The sequence below is a fragment of the Sphingomonas sp. Leaf339 genome (genome assembly GCF_001426195.1).
Classification (GTDB): Bacteria; Pseudomonadota; Alphaproteobacteria; order Sphingomonadales; family Sphingomonadaceae; genus Sphingomonas.
In genome coordinates this window covers 104,185-121,670 of record NZ_LMRS01000034.1, presented here as the reverse complement: position 1 = coordinate 121,670, position 17,486 = coordinate 104,185, and the positions used below count along the sequence as shown (strand labels likewise).

The following is a 17,486-nucleotide window of genomic DNA, read 5'->3' as shown; positions in this document are numbered from 1 at the left end:
TCTGGCGCGGTGGGGGAACACCGCTTATGCGGGCGCCATGGCAAAGCTGGCATTCATCGGAACAGGCGTGATGGGCGCGCCGATGGCGGGGCATCTCGTCACGGCGGGGCATGACGTGACGGTCTATAACCGCACGCGCGCAAAGGCAGAGGCTTGGGCCTCCACATACGGCGGCACGGTGGCGGCGACGCCGGCCGAGGCGGCCAGGGGCGCGGCGGCGGTGTTCACCTGCGTCGGCAATGACGACGATCTGGCGGCGGTGACGCTGGGTGCGGACGGCGCGTTCGCGGCGATGGCGGACGGCGCGCTGTTCGTTGATCACACTACCGTGTCCGCGACGATCGCGCGCCGGCTGGCGGAGGAGACGCGGCTGCTGGTGTTGGATGCACCGGTGTCCGGCGGGCAGGCGGGCGCAGAGAACGGCAAGCTGTCGATCATGTGCGGCGGTTCTGCCGAGGCGTTCGCAGCGGCGGAACCGTTGATGCGCGCCTATGCCGCGCGGATCGTGCATGTCGGCGAGGCGGGTGCGGGACAGCAGACCAAGATGTGTAACCAGATCGCGATCGCCGGCGTGGTGCAGGGTGTGGCCGAGGCGCTGCGGTTCGCGCAGAAGAGCGGGCTGGAAACGGGCAAGGTGCTGGAGGCGATTTCCGGCGGCGCGGCGCAGAGCTGGCAGATGGTCAATCGCTGGGACTCGATGGCGGACGAGCGGTTCGATTTCGGGTTCGCGGTCGATTGGATGCGCAAGGATCTGGGGCTGGCGCTGGACGAGGCGCGGGCGAACGGTGCGGTGCTGCCGGTCGCGGCGCTGGTCGATCAATTCTATGCCGAGGTGCAGGCGATGGGTGGGTCGCGCCAGGACACGAGCTCGCTGGTGCGCAGGTTGCCGAAGTGAGGGCGGTCCTGGCCGTGATGCTGGCGGTGCTGCCGGCGCCTGCGCTGGCCGATGCACTGGTCGACAATGTCGACGGCATCACGCTGGATGCGGATGGCAAGGTGGTACGCTTCACCGGGCTGGTGCTGACGACGGACGGCAAGGTCGTGCGTCTGTTGAGCGCGAAGGACAAGCGGCCGGAGAAGCTGGACTGGCGCGCGGACATGAAGGGGCGGGTGATGCTGCCGGGCTTCGTCGATGCGCATGGGCATGTGATGGAATTGGGGTTCCGGGCGCTGGAACTCGACCTGTCCGGCACGAAGTCGCTGGACGAGGCGAAGGCGCGGATCGCCGCCTATGCGGCGGCGAACCCGGAGCGGAAGTGGATCCTGGGCGGCGGTTGGAACCAGGAGGCATGGGGTTTGGGTCGCTTCCCCACCGCGGCTGATCTGGATGCGGTGGTGGCTGACCGTCCGGTGTTCCTGTCGCGGGTCGATGGCCATGCCGGCTGGGCGAACAGCGCGGCGATCAAAGCAGCGGGCGTGAACGCCAAGAGCGTGTCGCCGCCGGGCGGGCGGATCGAGAAGGCGGGATTGCTGCCGGCGGGGGTGTTCGTCGATGCCGCGCAGGAATTGATCCGCAAAGCGGTGCCGGCGATCCAGCCGAAGGAGCGCGATGTCGCCTTTGTGAAGGCGCAGACGGCGTTGCTGTCGATGGGCATCACCGCGACGGCCGACATGGGCACGACGGTGGACGAATGGCTGACATACCGCCGCATGGGTGATCGCGGGGCGCTGCGCGTGCGGATCATGAGCTATGGCAGCGGTATCAACGATACGGTGCGGATCGGTGGGACGGGGCCGACGCCGTGGCTATACGCTGACAAGCTGCGGCTGGTGGGTGTGAAGCTGTACGGCGACGGCGCGCTGGGATCACGCGGCGCGTGGTTGAAGGCGCCCTATGTCGATGCGCCGCGCGAGCGGGGGCTGGGTTTCATGACCGATACCGTCATCCGCAACCTGATGAGCCGGGCGGCGATGGATAATTATCAGGTCGCTGTTCATGCGATCGGCGATGCCGCCAATGCGCAGGTACTGGGCGCGGTCGAGGAACTGGCGGAGACGTACAAGGGCGATCGCCGCTGGCGGATCGAACACGCACAGATCGTCGATCCGGCCGACCTGAAACGATTCGGGCAGCACGGCATCATCGCGTCGATGCAGCCGGTCCATCAGACCAGCGATCGGACGATGGCGGAGGCGCGGTTGGGGCCAGCGCGGCTGGCGGGCGCCTATGCATGGAAATCGATGCTGGCGAACGGATCGCGGCTGGCGTTTGGATCGGACTATCCGGTCGAGAGCCCCGATCCCTTTGCCGGTTGGGCGGCGGCGTTCACTCGGCAGGGCGCGGACGACCAGCCGTTCGGCGGATGGCAGCCGCAGGAGGCGGTGACGCGCGAACAGGCATGGGCCGCGTTCACGCAAGGTGGCGCCTATGCCGGATTCGCCGAGGACAAGTTCGGGCGGTTGGGCGCGGGGCAGCGCGCGGACTTCGTGATCGTCGATCGCGACCCCATTGCCGCCAGTGCGGCCGAACTGCGTGCGACGAAGGTGCAGGAAACATGGGTCGGGGGCGAGAAGGTGTGGGAGCGGAAATAGACCTCTCCGCGATCGTAGCCGAGATCGCCGTCGAAATGGCGGCGGCGCCTGATCGCGGTACGCCGGCGACGTATATTCCGCCGCTGGCCGCGGTCGATCCGGGCAAGTTCGGGATCGCGGTGATCGAGGCAGATGGGACATGCCATCTGGCCGGGGATGCCGAGGAGGCGTTCTCGATCCAGTCGATCTCCAAGGTCTTCGCACTGACGCTGGCGCTGGGTCATGTCGGCGACCAGCTGTGGCGGCGCGTGGGGGTTGAGCCGTCCGGCAGCGCGTTCAATTCGATCGTCCAGTTGGAGGCGGAGCACGGCATTCCGCGCAATCCGTTCATCAATGCCGGCGCGATCGTCGTCGCCGACGTGTTGCTGGGTCGCAACGAACCGCGCGAGGCGATCGGCGAGATATTGCGCTTCGTCCGCGCGCTGGCGGGGGACGATACGATCGTGATCGACCGTAGCGTGGCGGAGGCGGAGGTGGCGACGGGCCACCGCAATGTGGCGCTGGCCAGTTACATGCGCTCGTTCGGCAATATCGAGCACGACGTGGAACGCACGCTGGGCGTGTATTTCCATCAATGCGCGCTGGCGATGAGTTGCCGGCAACTGGCGCTGGCGGGCCGGTTCCTGATGGCGGACGGGCTGAACCCCGGTACGGGCCGGCAGGTGGTGTCGGCGCTGCGGGCGCGGCGGATCGGCGCGCTGATGATGATGTGCGGCCATTACGACGGGTCGGGCGAATTCGCCTTCCGCGTCGGCCTGCCCGGCAAATCGGGCGTCGGCGGCGGCATATTGGCGGTGGCACCGGGAAGGGCGAGCATCGCGGTATGGTCGCCGGGCCTGAACGAGCGCGGCAATTCGCAACTGGGTACGCTGGCGCTGGAGCGGCTGGTACAGCGGACCGGATGGTCAGTGTTCGAAGCGGATCGGTGAGCGTCCGCCCCGCAGGCGCCGATCAGGCGACGGCGGTGGCGGCCACGTCGTCCAATTCGCGCAGCACATAACCGCGGCCCCAGACGGTTTCGATGTAGTTTTCGCCCTCGCAGGCCAGACTGAGCTTCTTGCGCAGCTTGCAGATGAAGACGTCGATGATCTTTAGTTCGGGTTCGTCCATGCCGCCATAGAGATGGTTCAGGAACATTTCCTTGGTCAGGGTCGTGCCCTTGCGGAGCGAGAGCAGCTCCAGCATCGCATATTCCTTGCCGGTCAGATGGACGCGGGCGCCATCGACCTCGACCGTCTTGGCATCTAGGTTCACCGCGAGCTTGCCGGTACGGATGACCGACTGGCTGTGACCCTTCGACCGACGGACGACGGCGTGGATGCGGGCGATCAGTTCTTCGCGGTGGAAGGGTTTGGTCACGTAATCGTCGGCGCCGAAGCCGAAGCTGCGGACCTTCGAGTCCATCTCGCTGACGCCGGACAGGATCAGGACGGGCGTGGTGACACGCGCAACGCGCAGCTTTTTCAACACGTCGTACCCGTGCATGTCGGGCAGGTTCAGGTCGAGCAGGATGATATCGTAATCATACAGCTTGCCAAGGTCCAAACCCTCTTCACCCAGATCGGTGGTGTAGACGTTGAACCCCTCGGTATTCAACATCAGGTCGATAGCCTTGGCCGTGGTCGGCTCGTCCTCGATCAACAACACGCGCATCAGGAAATTCCCCAGTTGCGAGGCCGCTGAGCAATCAAGCAGCCGACCCGAAACATTAACCACACAACAAATGAAGGCAAAAGGTTAATTCTCGATTAAGCCGGGGTGTCGGTTTTTTCAGAAGGCGCCAATAATGTCGCGTGATCGACGCGCGGGATATCCTCTCCCAGCACCTCGCGCAGATACAGGCTGCGGACGAGGGTGAAGATCACCACAAGCAGTGCGGCGGAGAAGAACAGCCCGAAGAGGCCAAAGACGACGCCGATGCCGATGATCGCAAAGACGGTGATCGCGGGCGGGATCGCGATCACGCGTTGCTGGACATACGGCGTGATGAAGTTGGTCTGGACGAGGCGGACGACGGCATAGGTCGCCAGCGCCCCCAGCACCGGGCCGGTCCCCTGAGTCGCGGCGAGGCCGAGGGCGGGGACCATCGCGGCGGTGGGACCGACATAGGGGATGAACTCGCTGAGCCCCGCCAGCAGGCCGAGCGCGGCGGCCGACGGCACGCCCGATATCCAGAGGCCGATGCCTATCAGTACGCCCATGCTGGTCATCAGGATCAGCGACGATCGCAGCCAGAGGCGCAACGTGGAGCCGACATCGAACAGCGCATCCTCGATCGCCGCACGCTTTGACGGCGGCATCAGCAGGAGGAAGCCACGTTCATAAACCTTCGGATCGCCGGCGAAGAATAGCGCGCCGATGAGGAGCAGGAGGCAGTTGAGGACGAATTCGCCGCCGCCTGCTACCAGCCCGCCGATATCCTGGGCGGCGCGGCTGCCGGCATAGGCCTGGCGTACGGCATCGACGATCTTGGCGCCGACCGGCGATTGCGAGGCCCAGCCCGCGAACTGATCGATCAGGAAAGGCAGACGGGTGACGAGGACGTTTACCTGCTGGCGGAACTCGACGCCGAACAGCCACACCAGGAAGCCGATGACGCTAAGGACGGTAATGTAACCGAGCGTCAGCCCCAGTTTCTTCGACGCGCCGAGATGATCGCGATAGAGATCGGCGACGGCGTGGATGACGATCGCGCCGAGCATCGATCCGAAAGCGAGGATCAGGAGGTTGCCGGCGCGGTAGAGTGCGGCGGTCACGGCAATCAGGACAATAAGGATGACGACGCGGCGGATGAAGCGGGCGTCGGCCTTGTCGGGGGCGAGGCGGTTCATGATTGGCGGGTGCCTGGCGCCAATTCCCCGGCGGAGGCGGGTGTCCGGTTGGGTGAGGGGCTCCGATGAATCACGATGGCCTTCCCAACTGCGCCCAGGCATTTGGCGGGGAGTTGTTGATTATAGGAATCAGTCGGCGCTGGCGCTCATGCATCCAGTGATACTGGCAGATCGCTCGCGGGCAGGACAGCGCCGGCGCAGGGGTCGCGCAGGTGCTGGCTGAGGAAGGCGATCAATGCCTCGACCCGCTGGGGGCGCAGGGGGCTGGGTGGGGTGAGCAGGTGGAGACCGATCGGCGGTGGTGTCCAGTCGGGCAGGATCGCGACGAGCCGGCCGTCGGCCATCATCGGGCCGACGATGAAGCCGGGCAGGCGGGCGATGCCGAGGCCGGCGACAAGGGCGGGGACCAGCGCGTCGCCGGAATTGGCGATCAGCGGGCCGGTGGGGCGCAATGTCACTTCTGGTTCGCCGTCTTTCCGGAAATGCCATGGGCCGGGGACGTTGGAATAGCCGAAGATGCGGTGCCGTGACAGTTCCGATGGATGCTGCGGCGTGCCGGCGGCCGCCAGATAGGCAGGCGCTGCGACGATATGAGTGGCGATGCCGCACAGGCGGCGCGCGCGCAGGCTGGAATCGGCAAGGTCGCCGATACGGAGCGCAACGTCGAACCCCTCCGCGACGATATCGATGCGGGCGTCGGACAGATGCAGATCGATCTGGATGCCGGGATGCAGCGTCAGGAAGTCGGCGATCAGCGGCGCGACATTGGCGATGCCGAAGCTCATCGGCGCGGCGAGGCGGACGCTGCCGGCGGGGGTGCTGGCGGCGTCGCGGGCGGCTTCCTCGGCGGCGCGGGCCTCGGCGACGATGCGGCGGGCGTGTTCGGCGAGCGGGCGGCCAGCCTCGGTCAGGGCGAGGCGGCGCGACGTGCGGTGGAACAGCGACTGGCCGAGCTGTGCCTCCAGCCGTGATACGGCCTTTGATACGGTCGCCTTGGACAGGCCGATCTGCTCGGCGGCGCCGCTGAACGAGCGGGCATCGACGACGGCGGCGAAGATCGCCCACGCTTCGAGGTCGGGTAGTCGCATCGCCCTGCTCTCCTGTCGTTTCGCGATAGCCATGGAAACGATCGGTTTCCACTGTTTCCGTTTACGTTATAATCGGCGGCACTATCTTGGCATCAACCAAGGGAGTTAAACCATGCTCGACGCCAAGACCAAGATCGATATTCGCCGTTTCGACACGCTGGGCCATGCCAATCACGGTTGGCTCGACGCGCGGCATCATTTCTCGTTCGCCAGCTACTATGATCCGGCCCGGATGGGCTGGGGCGCGATCCGTGTCTGGAACGACGACATCATCGCCGCCAAGGCCGGTTTCCCGCCGCACCCGCATAGTGACATGGAGATCATCACCTATGTCCGCACCGGCGCGATCACGCATCAAGACTCGCTGGGCAACACGGGCCGGACCGCGGCGGGCGACGTGCAGGTGATGAGCGCCGGATCGGGCGTGCGTCACTCGGAGTTCAACGTGGAGGATGAAGCCACCACGATATTCCAGATCTGGGTGGAACCGACAACGAAGGGCGGCGAGCCGAACTGGGGTGCCAAGCCGTTCCCCAAGGACGGCCGGACCGGGCAGTTCACCGTACTGGCGAGCGGCTTTGCCGAGGATACCGACGCACTGAAAATCCGCGCCGAGGCACGCGTGCTGGCGACGACGCTGAGCGCCGGCGAGAGCGTGACGCACGAAGTCGGGCCGGGGCGTCACGCCTATCTGGTGCCGGCGACCGGCGCGCTGACGATCGACGGGACGACGGTGAACGCCCGCGACGGTGTGGCGTTGTCGGCTGGGACGGTGACGATCACCGCGACCGAGGATGCGGAGATCGTATTGGTCGACGCGGCGTAAATTTCATCCGGCCCCGGCTTCGGTCGGGGCCGTTCCCTATTTGCAGGAGGTTTCATGGCCAAGGTACTCGTTCTTTATTATTCGTCTTACGGGCATATCGAGCAGATGGCCGATGCCATCGCCGAGGGCGCGCGTACCAGTGGGGCCGAGGTGGATATCCGCCGTGTCGCCGAAACCGCGCCGGCCGAGGTCGTCGAGGCCGCGCATTTCAAGACCGATACCGCGCATCCGCTGATCGAATCGCCTGATGCACTTGCCACCTATGACGCGATCATCGTCGGCGCGCCGACCCGGTACGGCCGGATGCCGGCGCAGATGGCGTCGTTCTGGGATACGACGGGTGGCCTGTGGTTTCAGGGCAAGCTGATCGGCAAGGTCGGTGGCGCCTTCACGTCGACCGCCAGTCAGCATGGCGGGCAGGAGACGACGCTGTTTTCGATCATCACCAACCTGCTGCATCATGGCATGACGATCGTCGGGCTGGATTACGGCTTTCAGGGCCAGATGGGCGTTGACGAAGTGAAGGGCGGCACGCCTTATGGCGCGTCGACGCTGGCCGATGGCGATGGATCGCGACAGCCGAGTGCGGTCGAACTGGACGGCGCGCGGTATCAGGGCAAGCGGATTGCCGAGACGGCGGTGAAGCTGTTCGGGTGAGGTGATCTTGCGTGGGGGGCGCGCCCTGAACGGCGACGTTCCGGGCGCACCCAACATATGCTTGATCCGTCGTTGCGAGCGTAGCGAAGAAATCCAGTGTTTCGCGTGATGCCTTGGGTTGCTTCGCTACGCTCGCAATGACGGGTGTGTTATGCGTTATCGGCGGCGCTTTTTCTTCTTCGGTTCGGGTGGCAGGATCGGTGGCGAGGGCTGGCCAGTCAGCACGATGTTCAGCGGCGGATAGATGCTGGGGTTCGCCGGGAACGCCGCGCGTGCCTTGGCGAAGATGAAGCGCGCCTTGGCCGCGCCGGGGGCGTCCGCCGTGCGGCCGACCCAGCGCCAGTGCCAGGGTTCCCATTTCACCTGCTGGCGATTGCCGGGCGGGAAGCTTAGCTCGAATCCGAAGCGCGGGGCGTTGGCGAGCAGCCAGCGGGCGGCGGGCAGGGCCGCCATGCATGCCTCGATGTCCGGGCAATTGGGCGACGGACGGACGGCGAAGTCGATCGCGTAGCCGGTGGTGTGCTCGCTGTACCCCGCCGGCGCGACCGAGATCGCGCGGCTCTGGTCGTCACCCTCGCCGCCGGTGCGGAAGACGCCGCTCTGCCGTTCGATCGAACGATGGCACGATACGCCGCGCACGCTGCCGCCCGTCGTCGGATCGGTGGCGGCGGCGGCCAACAGCGCGGTCAGATCGGGCAGGACGTCGCGCCGGATCTGGCAGGCGTGCAGGCCGAAGCCGACGGGGGCCTCGACCAGTTCGCCGGGCGCGACGTTGCCGTAAGGAAAGTGGCCCAGCACCCGGCCGTCACCGATGGGGGCCATGACGGCCTGGGCAAGGATAAGCACCAGCATCGACTACGGGCTCTGGCATGCGGGGGCCGGCGGTGGCAAGGAGCGCGGCATGCATGGTGACCGCGTACTTTTCATCGATGGCGAAGCGCTGGTGATCGACAAGCCCACGGGCTTGCCGGTCGATCGGCCGCGTGACGGATCGATCAGCCTCGAAAACCACCTCGAATCGCTGCGCTTCGGCTTTCAGCGCTGGCCGACGGCGGTGCACCGGCTGGACCGTGACACCAGCGGTTGCCTGTTGCTGGCGCGCAATCCCAAGGCGGGTGCGCGGTTTCAGCAGGCGTTCGAGCAGGGATTGGTCGAGAAACGGTATCTGGCGGTGCTGGACGGCGTGGTCGAGGGCGAGGGGCTGATCGAGATGGCGCTGGGCAAGACCAGCACGGCCGAAGATGGCTGGCGGATCGTGCCGGACGAGCGTGGCAAGGCGGCGCGTACCCACTGGCGCGCGATCGAGACGCGTGGCGAGCGGACGCTGGTGGAGTTCAAGCCGGAAACAGGGCGCACTCACCAGATTCGTGTCCACGCCGCCACCGGTTTGGGCGCGGCAGTGGTCGGCGATCCGGTGTATGGCCGGGCGGACAGGATCGGCATGCTGCTGCACGCGGCGGAACTGGTCGTGCAGCGGCCGGGCAAGGACCCGATCAAGGCGGAAGCGCCGATCCCTGAGCGGTTCGAGAACTGGTGACGGTGAAGGGCGATGGTGGCCATTCCCATCACCCGGTCGATTTCGATCGATAGCGGCGAGATCGAGGAGAGCTTCACCCGGTCGGGCGGCCCCGGTGGGCAGCATGTGAACACCACCGATTCGGCGGTGCTGCTGCGGTTCGACGTGGAGCGCTCGCCGGGTTTGCCGGAGATGGTGAAGGAGCGGCTGGCCGCGCTGGCCGGATCGCGGATGACGCGTGATGGTGTCCTGACCTTGCGCAGCGAGGGGTCGCGATCCCAATTGCTCAACCGGCAGGAAGTGCGCGAGCGGCTGATCGAGATGATCCGCGAGGCGACGATCGTGCCGAAGAAGCGCCGCCCGACCCGGCCGACCAAGGCGTCGCAGACGCGGCGGGTTGATGGCAAGACCAAGCGGTCGGCGGTGAAGGCGGGGCGTGGGCCAGTTCGCGAATGACCGTGCGGGAATGATGAGGACCAGTTGATGTACCAGTTCGATGTGGCTGCCGGATCGAAGGCAGAACTGTACCGCGATATGCTGGCGGCGCTGGACGCCCTTACCGACGGCGAAACGGATGCGATCGCCAACATGGCCAATGCATCGGCGCTGATCTGGCAATATCTGCCCGACCTGAACTGGGCGGGATTTTACCGCATGGTCGATGGCGAGCTGGTGCTGGGGCCGTTCCAAGGCAAGGCGGCGTGTATTCGCATTCCGGTAGGCCGTGGTGTTTGCGGTACGGCGGCGGCGGAGCGGACGACGCAACTGGTCGAGGACGTCCATGCGTTTCCGGGGCATATTGCGTGCGACGCGGCGAGTCGGTCGGAACTGGTGGTGCCGTTGTTGAGGGACGGCGTGGTGTTGGGGGTGCTCGATCTCGACAGCCCGATACCGGCGCGCTTCGATGCAGCGGACGCGGCGGGGTGCGAGGCACTGGCGGCAGTGCTGAGTAAACGTTTGACCTGAATCGGGACGCGATCTGCACTAGCGATCGTGCCGGAGCGGTGGTACTTTTTACTCAGGCGGTCTTCCCAGACGCGACCGCTCAAGATGCCGCCCCGCGATGGACTCCCGCGGGGCGGCATTACCTTTTGCCGGATCAGCGGCCGGCGAATGTGACGAGGCTTTCCGATCCGTCCGCCGCCAAGGCCGAAACGCCGACGAAATGGTCGTCGACGGGGGTCTGCTTCAACAGGGTTTCGGTGCCGGTCACCTCGATCGACTTCGACCAGTCTGCGCTGTCGTTGCGCCGCCAGCGGACTCGGTAGCGGGCAGCACCGGGGACGGCGGCCCATTTGACCGATGTATCGCGTGACAGGGGGCCGGCGATGGTCGCGGTGGCGGGCGCGGCGGGGGCGGTGGCGAGGCGGCTCAGGGTCGCCACGTTGGTCGCGGTGACCTTGGCAAGATAGGCGAAGTCCATCCGGTCGATCGTATCGCCGTACACTGTGCCATTTTCGGTGCGGAGATCCTGATGCTGTGCGTCCCAATTTTCATTGGCGACGGAGAAGCGGACGGCGGGATAGCCGAGCTTCAGAAACGGTTCGTGATCGCCGCCACGCCCGAAGCGATCGGGGCGACGATCGAGGAAGACGTCGAGGCCGCGCTTGTTGCCGGCGGCGATTCCGTCGATCGCCTTGGCGAGCGCGCGGCTGGGGCCGTCATCCTCGCCGCCATTGCCGCGGCGGGCGAGCGACTGGGTGGCGTCCTCCGACGAGCGGATGCCTTCTGAGAAGACGCGGACCCAGCGGGCCTCGCGGGCGCTGCCCTGGCCCAGCGTGTTGCCGACGATGTCGTTGTTGAGCATCGCTGACACCTGCCAGCCACGCGCCTTTGCCGTGTCGGCCAGCAGGGTCGCGCCCCACAGGCCCTGCTCCTCGCCGGAAAAGACGGCGTAGACGATGGTGGCGTCGAACTTTTGCCGCGACAGGAGGCGGGCGGCCTCCAGCACCAGGGCGACACCGGAAGCGTCGTCATTGGCGCCGGGCGCGTCGCTGGTCGTGTCCATCACGTCGGTCACGCGGCTGTCGATATGTGCGCCGACGATGACGACGCGGTTGGGATTGCGGCCCGGCTGGATGCCCAGCACGTCCTGCACCACGACACCATTGGGCGCGCGGGGTCCGGTGAAGGATCGTTCGATTCGCTCCACCGTGATGCAGCCGTTGCAGGCGCGGCCGATCTCCTGAAACCGCCGCGCCGCCCAGTCGCGTGCGGCGCCGATGCCGCGGCGGGGATCGGTGGTGGTGGAGGCGGTGTGGCGAGTGCCGAAACCGACGAGCGCGGTGACATCGGCCTTCAACCGTTCCGGCGAGGGTGACGAGGTGACGGCGGCGGCGAGGAGCAGGGGGGCGATGATCGACATGTCGTCACGGTGGAGCGGATCGGGGCTCCGCTCAAGCGTTTCGGGCGGAAAATTGAACTTCGTGCACGCCGACCTTAATCGTCCCGGCATGGTACGGTGGCGTGTTAACCCATTTTGAGGGTGGTCCGAATAGGTAAACATGGCGTTAATAGTCACACTATGACCAGACGCCTTGTCCTTACCAACGAAGCCGCCCGCCATCCGATGCGCCAGTCGCTACCGCCACCGCCGCGGGTGGTGGCGCGATCGGACGATAAGGACGTGAAGCTGTTCCTGCTGAGCTTCGCGGCGTTCTTCACCTGCTTTTACAGCTTTATCTTCTGACCCGACCGGTTCCGCGCTCCCTACGACGGGCGGCGCTTTAATCGCAGGCGCGGTGGAGTTTCTGTGCGATCCATGCGGAGATCAGGCACATGCCGGCTACCAGCAGCAGCATGTTCTCCGGCGTCGCGCCCAGCGCGGTGATGCCGATCACGGCGATCGACCCGACCGTCATCGCGCCGGCATTCACGACATTGTTGGCCGCGACGGTGCGGGCGGTATGGTCCTTTTCCACGGTGGTGGTGAGGAAGGCATAGAGCGGCACCACGAACATGCCGCCGGTGATCGCGATCGCCAGCAGCGTCAGCAGGATCGGCACCGATCCGGGCTGGGCGAGGAACGCGGTCCAGCCATAGAACTGTCCAGCAGGGGCGGGCGTCCAGCCGCGTGACAGGAACGAGAACAGGACGACGAACACCCCCATCGCGATCACCGAGCCGGGCGAATAGCGGGCGGATATATTCCCCTTCAGCATGGTGTTGATAACCACCGATCCGATTGCGACGCCGACCGAGAAGACGGCGATGGCGATGCTCGCGACCTGTTCGTCCGCGGTCAGCACGTTCTTCACCAGTGGCGGGAAAATGATGATGAGGACCGAGGCGATCGTCCAGAAGAAGCTGATCGCACAGATCGCCAGAAACAGGCGCGGGATGTGGAGCGTGGCAGAAATCAGCCGCCACGACGCGGTGAAAGGGTTATAGTTCAGCCGCAGCAACGGCCCCTCACGCGGGGCGGGTGGCACTTGCCGGCCCGCCAGCAGGCCGATGACGGCGATGCCCAGGATCGCGCCGATCGTCCACCAGAAGGACAGTTTAACCAGGAAGCCGGCGGTGACGGTGCCGAGCAGGATCGCCAGGTAGGTGCCCGCCTCCACCAGTCCGGTGCCGCCCAGCACGTCGGCGGGGCGAAGATGCTGGGGCAGGATGGCGTATTTAATCGGCCCGAAGAATGTCGAATGGACGCCCAGCAGCAGCACCGATCCCAGCATCAGCGCGAGCCCGAGCGAGACGTGGTTTCGGTTCACCGCGTACAACCCCGCCGCGCCGATCGCCATGATGCCGATCTCCGCCGACTTCACGAGGCGGATGATGCGCGCCTTGTCGTGGCTGTCCGCCAATTGTCCCGCCAGTGCCGACAAGAGAAAGAAGGGCAGGATGCCAAGACCGGTGGCCAGCGCATTGAAGTTCGCTTCGTGACCGGCATCATTGAACACGACATAGGTCGCGAACAGGACCATCGACGTCTTGAACAGATTGTCGTTGAACGCGCCGAGGAACTGCGTCGTGAACAGGGGCAGGAAGCGACGTTGCTTCAACAGCCCGAGCGCATTGATCATGATGGGCGGGGCCTCGGTCGTGACATACAGCGCAGGCACTTAGCCCAGCGGACGGCGCGACGCCAACGTCTAATAAGTCGGTTCCCGCCGGCGTGATCGCAAGCTAGGGGAGGATCGGATGCTGACGCTGCCCAATCTCCTGACGCTGTCGCGAATCGTGGCGGTACCGCTGCTGGTGGCATTCCTGTGGTGGCCGCAATGGGCCGCGGGTTATGCCATCGCGTTCGCGCTTTATTGCCTGATGGGCATCACCGATTATTTCGACGGCTATCTGGCGCGGTCGAACGGCGCGGTGTCGCGATTGGGCATGTTCCTCGATCCGATCGCGGACAAGATCATGGTCGCGGCGGTGATCCTGATGCTGGTGGGCACGCGCGACATCGTCGGCGTGCATCTGGTCGCGGCATTGGTGATTCTGCTCCGCGAGATCGCCGTGTCTGGCCTGCGCGAATTCCTGGCGCCGCTGCACGTGTCGATGCCGGTGTCGAAGCTGGCCAAGTGGAAGACGACGCTGCAACTGGTATCACTGGGTGGGCTGATCCTGGCGGGCGCGATCCCGCATGAGGCGTGGATACAGGTCACGAGTCTGGCGGCGTTGTGGGGTGCGGCGGTGCTGACGCTGATAACCGGCTGGGATTATCTGTGCGTCGGCCTGAAGCATATGGACTGATCGGGACTATGGCGATCCGGATGCTGTATTTCGCTTGGGTGCGCGAGAGCGTAGGGACGGGTGAGGAAGTGGTCGACCCACCGGCAACGGTGGCGACGGTAGCCGCGCTGATCGACTGGCTGGCGACCGGTAGCGCCGCACATGCCGCAGCCTTTGCGGAGCGGGATCGGTTGCGGGCGGCGGTGGATCAGGTTTTCGTTCCGCTTGATGCGCCGATCGGCGGCGCGCGCGAGGTTGCGTTATTTCCGCCGGTGACCGGCGGATGATCCGGGTCGTCGTATCGCCGGCGACCATTGATGTGGCGGCGGAGATGGCGCTGTCCGAGGCGGACGGCGTCGGCGCGGTTGCGACGTTCACCGGATTGGTGCGGGCGGACCCCGGCGCGGTCGGTGATGTCGAGACGCTGGAACTTGAACATTATCCCGGCGCGACCGAGGCCGCGCTGGAGGCGCTTGCTCGAGAAGCGCAGACGCGGTGGTCGCTAGGGTCGGTGACGGTGGTGCACCGGGTGGGGCCGATGCGGCCAGGCGAGCGGATCGTATTCGTGGCAGCATCGTCGCGGCACCGTGGTGCGGCGCTCGACGCCTGTGCGTTTCTGATCGATCGGTTGAAAACCGATGCGCCGTTCTGGAAACGGGAGACGCGTGGTGGCACCGCCGCTTGGGTCGAGGCGCGCGAGGCGGATGATGCTGCCGCCCGGCGGTGGACTTAGTCGGTTGAAGCTCCCCTCCCATATCCGGGAGGGGAGCGACCGGATCAGCCGAGCTTGGGCAGGCTGATGCCGTTGGTCGAATGGATAACACCGTTCGCTTCACGCAGATCGGCGGGCTTGTCGATATAGCTCTTGTTGCCGACCGCGTCGGTCAGCAGGATCGAGCCGTTGTCGATCGTCGCCACGAGGGGCTGGCCCGACAAAGTGTTCAGCGTCGCGCGACCGCCACCGGCCGCAATCTGCGCCTTGAGCTGGTCGGATGTGATCGCACCTGCGACGACGTGATTCTTCAGGATGGTCGTCAGGCTGGCGACGTTGGCGGGAGCCAGCAGCGTGTCGAGCGTACCGGCCGGCAGTCGGGTGAACGCTTCATCATTCGGCGCGAACAGCGTGAATGGGCCGGGGCCGCCGAGCTGCGCGTCGAGCTTGGCCGCCGTGATGAGCCGGACAAGCGTGGCGTGGGCGGGCACGGACGGTAGTGCTTGAACGATCGTCGTCGTGGCGGCTGGCGCCATCGGGGCCGCAGGTGCGGCTGGTGTCGCTGGCATAGCCTGAGGCGCGGTCGTCGTCGCAGTTGCCGGAGCCGTGCCCGTGGCTGGTGCCGTCGTGGGGGCGGGCGAGACCGGCGTCGTGGTCTGGGCAGAAGCCAGAGCAGGCACGGCGATCAGGCCGGCGGTCAGGGTCAGCAAGGTAGAACGCATTCGTACACTCCCGATCGTTGCGTAATTGCACTGACCTTTCACCGCGCCAATGCGCCGATGGTTTCGGCGGACGCGACGAACCGAAGCCTCATTGCGACCAGCCGTTAACGATTCGGCTCAGCGAGCCTGCGCCAGCACCTCGGCGAGCAGCCGGAAATCGGCCTCGCGCGGTGAGGCGCGCCGCCAGACCAGCGCGATCTGGCGGACGGCATCCGGGGCGGCAAGCGGCCGGGCAGTCACGCTGGTATGGTCGAGGATCCCGGCCTTCAGCGCCATTTCCGGCAGCATCGTGATGCCGAGGCCATTATCGACCATCTGCACGATCGTATGCAGCGAGGTGCCGAGCATCGTCGCCTCGGCCCGCGTTTCCGGCCGGCTGCACGCGGCGAGCGCATGGTCCTTCAGGCAATGGCCGTCTTCCAGCAGCAACAGGCGGCTGCCATCGATCGCGTCGTCGGCGATGGCGGGGGGCAGGCTGTCCGCTTCGCTCCCTTGGAACGCCACGAACAGCCGGTCGTCGAACAGCGGCGCCGAGGCCACTTCACCACAAGCGAAGGGCAAGGCGAGCAGGACGCAGTCGGTCCGGCCGTTTTGCAGGCCCTCGCACGCAGCGGCGCTCGGCTCCTCGCGCAGGAACAGGCGCAGATCCGGATAATCGCGGCGCAGATGCGGCAGGATATGGGGAAGCATGAACGGCGCGATGGTGGGGATGACGCTCATCCGCATGTCGCCCGTCAGCGGCCGGCCGGCAGCGCGAGCGAGATCGCCCAGTTCGTCGGCTTCGCGGAGGACACGCCGCGCCTTGTCGACGATCCGCTCGCCGACTGGCGTGAAGCGGACGACCCGGCGGGTGCGTTCGACCAGTACGACGCCGATCAGCGTTTCCAGGTCGCGCAGGCCCGCCGACAATGTCGACTGGGTGACGAAACATGCCTCGGCAGCGCGACCGAAATGACCGTGATCGCGCAGGGCGACGAGATATTGAAGTTGCTTGAGCGTGGGCAGGTAGGTGGCGGCCATGGCGCCTCCGCTAGCCTACCCATGCCCGCGCGCCTACCCGTGACGCCGCCGCGATCAGTGCAGCGCGCGCCACAGGCCGAACAGGCTGGTGATGATCAGGATGACGCCGACCAGTGTCATCAACGTCCGCGCCGGCACCCGCTTCGCCAGAATCGCGCCAAACGGGGCGGCCAGCACGCCGCCGATCAGCAGGCCGACGGTAGCGATGGTGAACGCGGCCCAACCCAATTGCGTCAGGAAGGTGATCGAGATCGTCACGGTCAGGAAGAATTCGGCGGTATTGACGGTGCCGATCGTGGTTCGGGGCGTCGCCCCCTGCACCAGCAGGTTCGACGTGACGACCGGTCCCCAGCCCCCGCCGCCCGCCGCATCGAGGAAACCGCCGATCAGGCCGAGCGGCTCGACCACCTTGGGTTCCTTGCCGATCGGGGCGTGGCGGGCGGCGCGAAAGAGCAGATAGACGCCGATGCCGGCGAGGTAGGCGAGGATGAACGGCTTGGCGACGGCGGCGTCGATGTTCGACAGTACATAGGCGCCCAGGACGCCACCGATGACGCCGGGGATCATCAGCCGCAGGAACAGTTTCCAGTTCACGTTGCGGTGAAGCGTATGGCTGATCCCCGACACCGCCGTCGTGAAGGTTTCGACGGTATGGACGCCGGCCGAGGCGGCAGCGGGGGGTACGCCTATCCACAACAGCGCCGTATTCGAGATGACACCAAACGCCATGCCCAGTGCGCCGTCGACCACCTGCGCGCCGAAACCGATGAGAATGAAGGGCAGGATGGACGAGAAATCGAACGTCGCGAGATCGGGCATGAAATTCCTTTCGAAGGCGCAACGTGGCTGGAACCGACAATATCCACAAGAAAGATAGGCTTTAGCGAGCGGCGATCACGGTTCGTCGC

At 66.0% G+C, this 17,486-nt stretch carries 21 protein-coding genes; 12 read left to right on the top strand and 9 right to left on the bottom strand.

Annotated elements, in window-relative coordinates; translation table 11 throughout:
- Positions 1-37: 37 nt before the first annotated feature.
- The 3 genes from ASG67_RS13060 to ASG67_RS13050 are packed head-to-tail and all read left to right on the top strand — an operon-like array spanning position 38 to position 3,461.
- Positions 38-895 (top strand): NAD(P)-dependent oxidoreductase, encoded by an 858-nt coding sequence (locus tag ASG67_RS13060; RefSeq protein WP_056530965.1) that lies wholly within the window; start codon positions 38-40, stop codon positions 893-895.
- 17 nt (positions 896-912) lie between these two features.
- Positions 913-2,532 (top strand): amidohydrolase, encoded by a 1,620-nt coding sequence (locus ASG67_RS13055; protein WP_056530962.1) that lies wholly within the window; start codon positions 913-915, stop codon positions 2,530-2,532.
- Complete coding sequence (locus ASG67_RS13050; protein ID WP_268796296.1) at positions 2,529-3,461, top strand: glutaminase; 933 nt, start codon at positions 2,529-2,531, stop codon at positions 3,459-3,461. Before ASG67_RS13055 ends, ASG67_RS13050 begins: the two co-directional genes overlap by 4 nt.
- Positions 3,462-3,483: 22 nt before the next feature.
- Here ASG67_RS13050 and ctrA read toward each other — a convergent pair whose 3' ends face one another.
- The 3 genes from ctrA to ASG67_RS13035 all read right to left on the bottom strand — a co-directional run bounded on the left by ctrA (position 3,484) and on the right by ASG67_RS13035 (position 6,451).
- The gene (gene ctrA, locus ASG67_RS13045; protein ID WP_056530957.1) at positions 3,484-4,185 is read right to left on the bottom strand and encodes a response regulator transcription factor CtrA; all 702 of its coding nucleotides are present in this window, start codon (positions 4,183-4,185) and stop codon (positions 3,484-3,486) included.
- A gap of 95 nt (positions 4,186-4,280) precedes the next feature.
- Positions 4,281-5,363 (bottom strand): AI-2E family transporter, encoded by a 1,083-nt coding sequence (locus tag ASG67_RS13040; RefSeq protein WP_056530954.1) that lies wholly within the window; start codon positions 5,361-5,363, stop codon positions 4,281-4,283.
- 146 nt (positions 5,364-5,509) lie between these two features.
- On the bottom strand, positions 5,510-6,451 hold the full coding sequence (locus tag ASG67_RS13035; RefSeq protein ID WP_056530951.1) for a LysR family transcriptional regulator: 942 nt from the start codon (positions 6,449-6,451) through the stop codon (positions 5,510-5,512).
- A gap of 112 nt (positions 6,452-6,563) precedes the next feature.
- Between ASG67_RS13035 and ASG67_RS13030 the strand changes: the two genes are divergently transcribed.
- Positions 6,564-7,277 carry a pirin family protein gene (locus tag ASG67_RS13030; protein ID WP_056530948.1) on the top strand — a complete coding sequence of 238 codons (714 nt, stop codon included), beginning with the start codon at positions 6,564-6,566 and terminating at the stop codon, positions 7,275-7,277.
- A gap of 54 nt (positions 7,278-7,331) precedes the next feature.
- Complete coding sequence (wrbA, locus tag ASG67_RS13025) at positions 7,332-7,934, top strand: NAD(P)H:quinone oxidoreductase (RefSeq protein WP_056530945.1); 603 nt, start codon at positions 7,332-7,334, stop codon at positions 7,932-7,934.
- Between the two features lie 156 nt (positions 7,935-8,090).
- Here wrbA and ASG67_RS13020 read toward each other — a convergent pair whose 3' ends face one another.
- A complete protein-coding gene (locus ASG67_RS13020; RefSeq protein WP_082543515.1) occupies positions 8,091-8,786 on the bottom strand; it encodes a M15 family metallopeptidase in 696 nt (231 codons plus the stop codon).
- 49 nt (positions 8,787-8,835) lie between these two features.
- Here ASG67_RS13020 and ASG67_RS13015 point away from each other — a divergent pair, with 49 nt between their 5' ends.
- The 3 genes from ASG67_RS13015 to ASG67_RS13005 are packed head-to-tail and all read left to right on the top strand — an operon-like array spanning position 8,836 to position 10,416.
- Positions 8,836-9,471, top strand: a complete 636-nt coding sequence (locus tag ASG67_RS13015; RefSeq protein WP_056531418.1) for an RluA family pseudouridine synthase — start codon at positions 8,836-8,838, stop codon at positions 9,469-9,471.
- 12 nt (positions 9,472-9,483) lie between these two features.
- Positions 9,484-9,906 (top strand): alternative ribosome rescue aminoacyl-tRNA hydrolase ArfB, encoded by a 423-nt coding sequence (arfB, locus tag ASG67_RS13010; protein WP_056530939.1) that lies wholly within the window; start codon positions 9,484-9,486, stop codon positions 9,904-9,906.
- 27 nt (positions 9,907-9,933) lie between these two features.
- Positions 9,934-10,416, top strand: coding sequence for a GAF domain-containing protein (locus tag ASG67_RS13005; protein WP_056530936.1), 483 nt, complete (start codon positions 9,934-9,936; stop codon positions 10,414-10,416).
- Between the two features lie 133 nt (positions 10,417-10,549).
- Here the strand turns inward: ASG67_RS13005 and ASG67_RS13000 are convergent, their stop codons facing one another.
- On the bottom strand, positions 10,550-11,815 hold the full coding sequence (locus ASG67_RS13000) for a M20/M25/M40 family metallo-hydrolase (RefSeq protein WP_056530933.1): 1,266 nt from the start codon (positions 11,813-11,815) through the stop codon (positions 10,550-10,552).
- A gap of 159 nt (positions 11,816-11,974) precedes the next feature.
- On the opposite strand from ASG67_RS13000, the gene ASG67_RS19240 reads away from it, so the two are divergent.
- Positions 11,975-12,139 carry a hypothetical protein gene (locus tag ASG67_RS19240; RefSeq protein WP_200940796.1) on the top strand — a complete coding sequence of 55 codons (165 nt, stop codon included), beginning with the start codon at positions 11,975-11,977 and terminating at the stop codon, positions 12,137-12,139.
- 37 nt (positions 12,140-12,176) lie between these two features.
- On the opposite strand, the gene ASG67_RS12995 is transcribed toward ASG67_RS19240, so the two are convergent.
- Positions 12,177-13,475 carry an MFS transporter gene (locus tag ASG67_RS12995; RefSeq protein WP_056531416.1) on the bottom strand — a complete coding sequence of 433 codons (1,299 nt, stop codon included), beginning with the start codon at positions 13,473-13,475 and terminating at the stop codon, positions 12,177-12,179.
- Positions 13,476-13,593: 118 nt separating this feature from the next.
- Here ASG67_RS12995 and pgsA point away from each other — a divergent pair, with 118 nt between their 5' ends.
- Genes pgsA through ASG67_RS12980 form a run of 3 tightly spaced genes read left to right on the top strand, consistent with a single transcriptional unit; the run spans position 13,594 to position 14,857 of the window.
- Positions 13,594-14,145 carry a CDP-diacylglycerol--glycerol-3-phosphate 3-phosphatidyltransferase gene (gene pgsA, locus ASG67_RS12990; RefSeq protein WP_056530930.1) on the top strand — a complete coding sequence of 184 codons (552 nt, stop codon included), beginning with the start codon at positions 13,594-13,596 and terminating at the stop codon, positions 14,143-14,145.
- 8 nt (positions 14,146-14,153) lie between these two features.
- A complete protein-coding gene (gene moaD / locus ASG67_RS12985) occupies positions 14,154-14,411 on the top strand; it encodes a molybdopterin converting factor subunit 1 (protein WP_056530927.1) in 258 nt (85 codons plus the stop codon).
- Positions 14,408-14,857, top strand: a complete 450-nt coding sequence (locus ASG67_RS12980) for a molybdenum cofactor biosynthesis protein MoaE (RefSeq protein WP_056530924.1) — start codon at positions 14,408-14,410, stop codon at positions 14,855-14,857. Before moaD ends, ASG67_RS12980 begins: the two co-directional genes overlap by 4 nt.
- 44 nt (positions 14,858-14,901) lie before the next feature.
- On the opposite strand, the gene ASG67_RS12975 is transcribed toward ASG67_RS12980, so the two are convergent.
- The 3 genes from ASG67_RS12975 to ASG67_RS12965 all read right to left on the bottom strand — a co-directional run bounded on the left by ASG67_RS12975 (position 14,902) and on the right by ASG67_RS12965 (position 17,397).
- A complete protein-coding gene (locus ASG67_RS12975) occupies positions 14,902-15,558 on the bottom strand; it encodes a fasciclin domain-containing protein (RefSeq protein WP_082543514.1) in 657 nt (218 codons plus the stop codon).
- A 117-nt stretch (positions 15,559-15,675) separates the two neighbouring features.
- Complete coding sequence (locus ASG67_RS12970; protein WP_056530918.1) at positions 15,676-16,578, bottom strand: hydrogen peroxide-inducible genes activator; 903 nt, start codon at positions 16,576-16,578, stop codon at positions 15,676-15,678.
- Positions 16,579-16,632: 54 nt separating this feature from the next.
- Positions 16,633-17,397, bottom strand: a complete 765-nt coding sequence (locus tag ASG67_RS12965; RefSeq protein WP_056530915.1) for a sulfite exporter TauE/SafE family protein — start codon at positions 17,395-17,397, stop codon at positions 16,633-16,635.
- Between the last annotated feature and the right edge of the window lie 89 nt (positions 17,398-17,486).

Coding starts and splice junctions, on each gene's coding strand:
- ASG67_RS12975 (WP_082543514.1), bottom strand. CDS start 15,558: ATGCGTTCTACCTTGCTGACCCTGACCGCCGGCCTGATCGCCGTGCCT.
- ASG67_RS12965 (WP_056530915.1), bottom strand. CDS start 17,397: ATGCCCGATCTCGCGACGTTCGATTTCTCGTCCATCCTGCCCTTCATT.
- ASG67_RS12995 (WP_056531416.1), bottom strand. CDS start 13,475: ATGATCAATGCGCTCGGGCTGTTGAAGCAACGTCGCTTCCTGCCCCTG.
- arfB (WP_056530939.1), top strand. CDS start 9,484: ATGGTGGCCATTCCCATCACCCGGTCGATTTCGATCGATAGCGGCGAG.
- ASG67_RS13055 (WP_056530962.1), top strand. CDS start 913: ATGCTGGCGGTGCTGCCGGCGCCTGCGCTGGCCGATGCACTGGTCGAC.
- wrbA (WP_056530945.1), top strand. CDS start 7,332: ATGGCCAAGGTACTCGTTCTTTATTATTCGTCTTACGGGCATATCGAG.
- ASG67_RS13035 (WP_056530951.1), bottom strand. CDS start 6,451: ATGCGACTACCCGACCTCGAAGCGTGGGCGATCTTCGCCGCCGTCGTC.
- ASG67_RS13005 (WP_056530936.1), top strand. CDS start 9,934: ATGTACCAGTTCGATGTGGCTGCCGGATCGAAGGCAGAACTGTACCGC.
- ASG67_RS13060 (WP_056530965.1), top strand. CDS start 38: ATGGCAAAGCTGGCATTCATCGGAACAGGCGTGATGGGCGCGCCGATG.
- ASG67_RS19240 (WP_200940796.1), top strand. CDS start 11,975: ATGACCAGACGCCTTGTCCTTACCAACGAAGCCGCCCGCCATCCGATG.
- ASG67_RS13020 (WP_082543515.1), bottom strand. CDS start 8,786: ATGCTGGTGCTTATCCTTGCCCAGGCCGTCATGGCCCCCATCGGTGAC.
- ASG67_RS13030 (WP_056530948.1), top strand. CDS start 6,564: ATGCTCGACGCCAAGACCAAGATCGATATTCGCCGTTTCGACACGCTG.
- ASG67_RS12980 (WP_056530924.1), top strand. CDS start 14,408: ATGATCCGGGTCGTCGTATCGCCGGCGACCATTGATGTGGCGGCGGAG.
- pgsA (WP_056530930.1), top strand. CDS start 13,594: ATGCTGACGCTGCCCAATCTCCTGACGCTGTCGCGAATCGTGGCGGTA.
- ASG67_RS13040 (WP_056530954.1), bottom strand. CDS start 5,363: ATGAACCGCCTCGCCCCCGACAAGGCCGACGCCCGCTTCATCCGCCGC.
- ASG67_RS13000 (WP_056530933.1), bottom strand. CDS start 11,815: ATGTCGATCATCGCCCCCCTGCTCCTCGCCGCCGCCGTCACCTCGTCA.
- ASG67_RS13015 (WP_056531418.1), top strand. CDS start 8,836: ATGCATGGTGACCGCGTACTTTTCATCGATGGCGAAGCGCTGGTGATC.
- ASG67_RS12970 (WP_056530918.1), bottom strand. CDS start 16,578: ATGGCCGCCACCTACCTGCCCACGCTCAAGCAACTTCAATATCTCGTC.
- moaD (WP_056530927.1), top strand. CDS start 14,154: ATGGCGATCCGGATGCTGTATTTCGCTTGGGTGCGCGAGAGCGTAGGG.
- ctrA (WP_056530957.1), bottom strand. CDS start 4,185: ATGCGCGTGTTGTTGATCGAGGACGAGCCGACCACGGCCAAGGCTATC.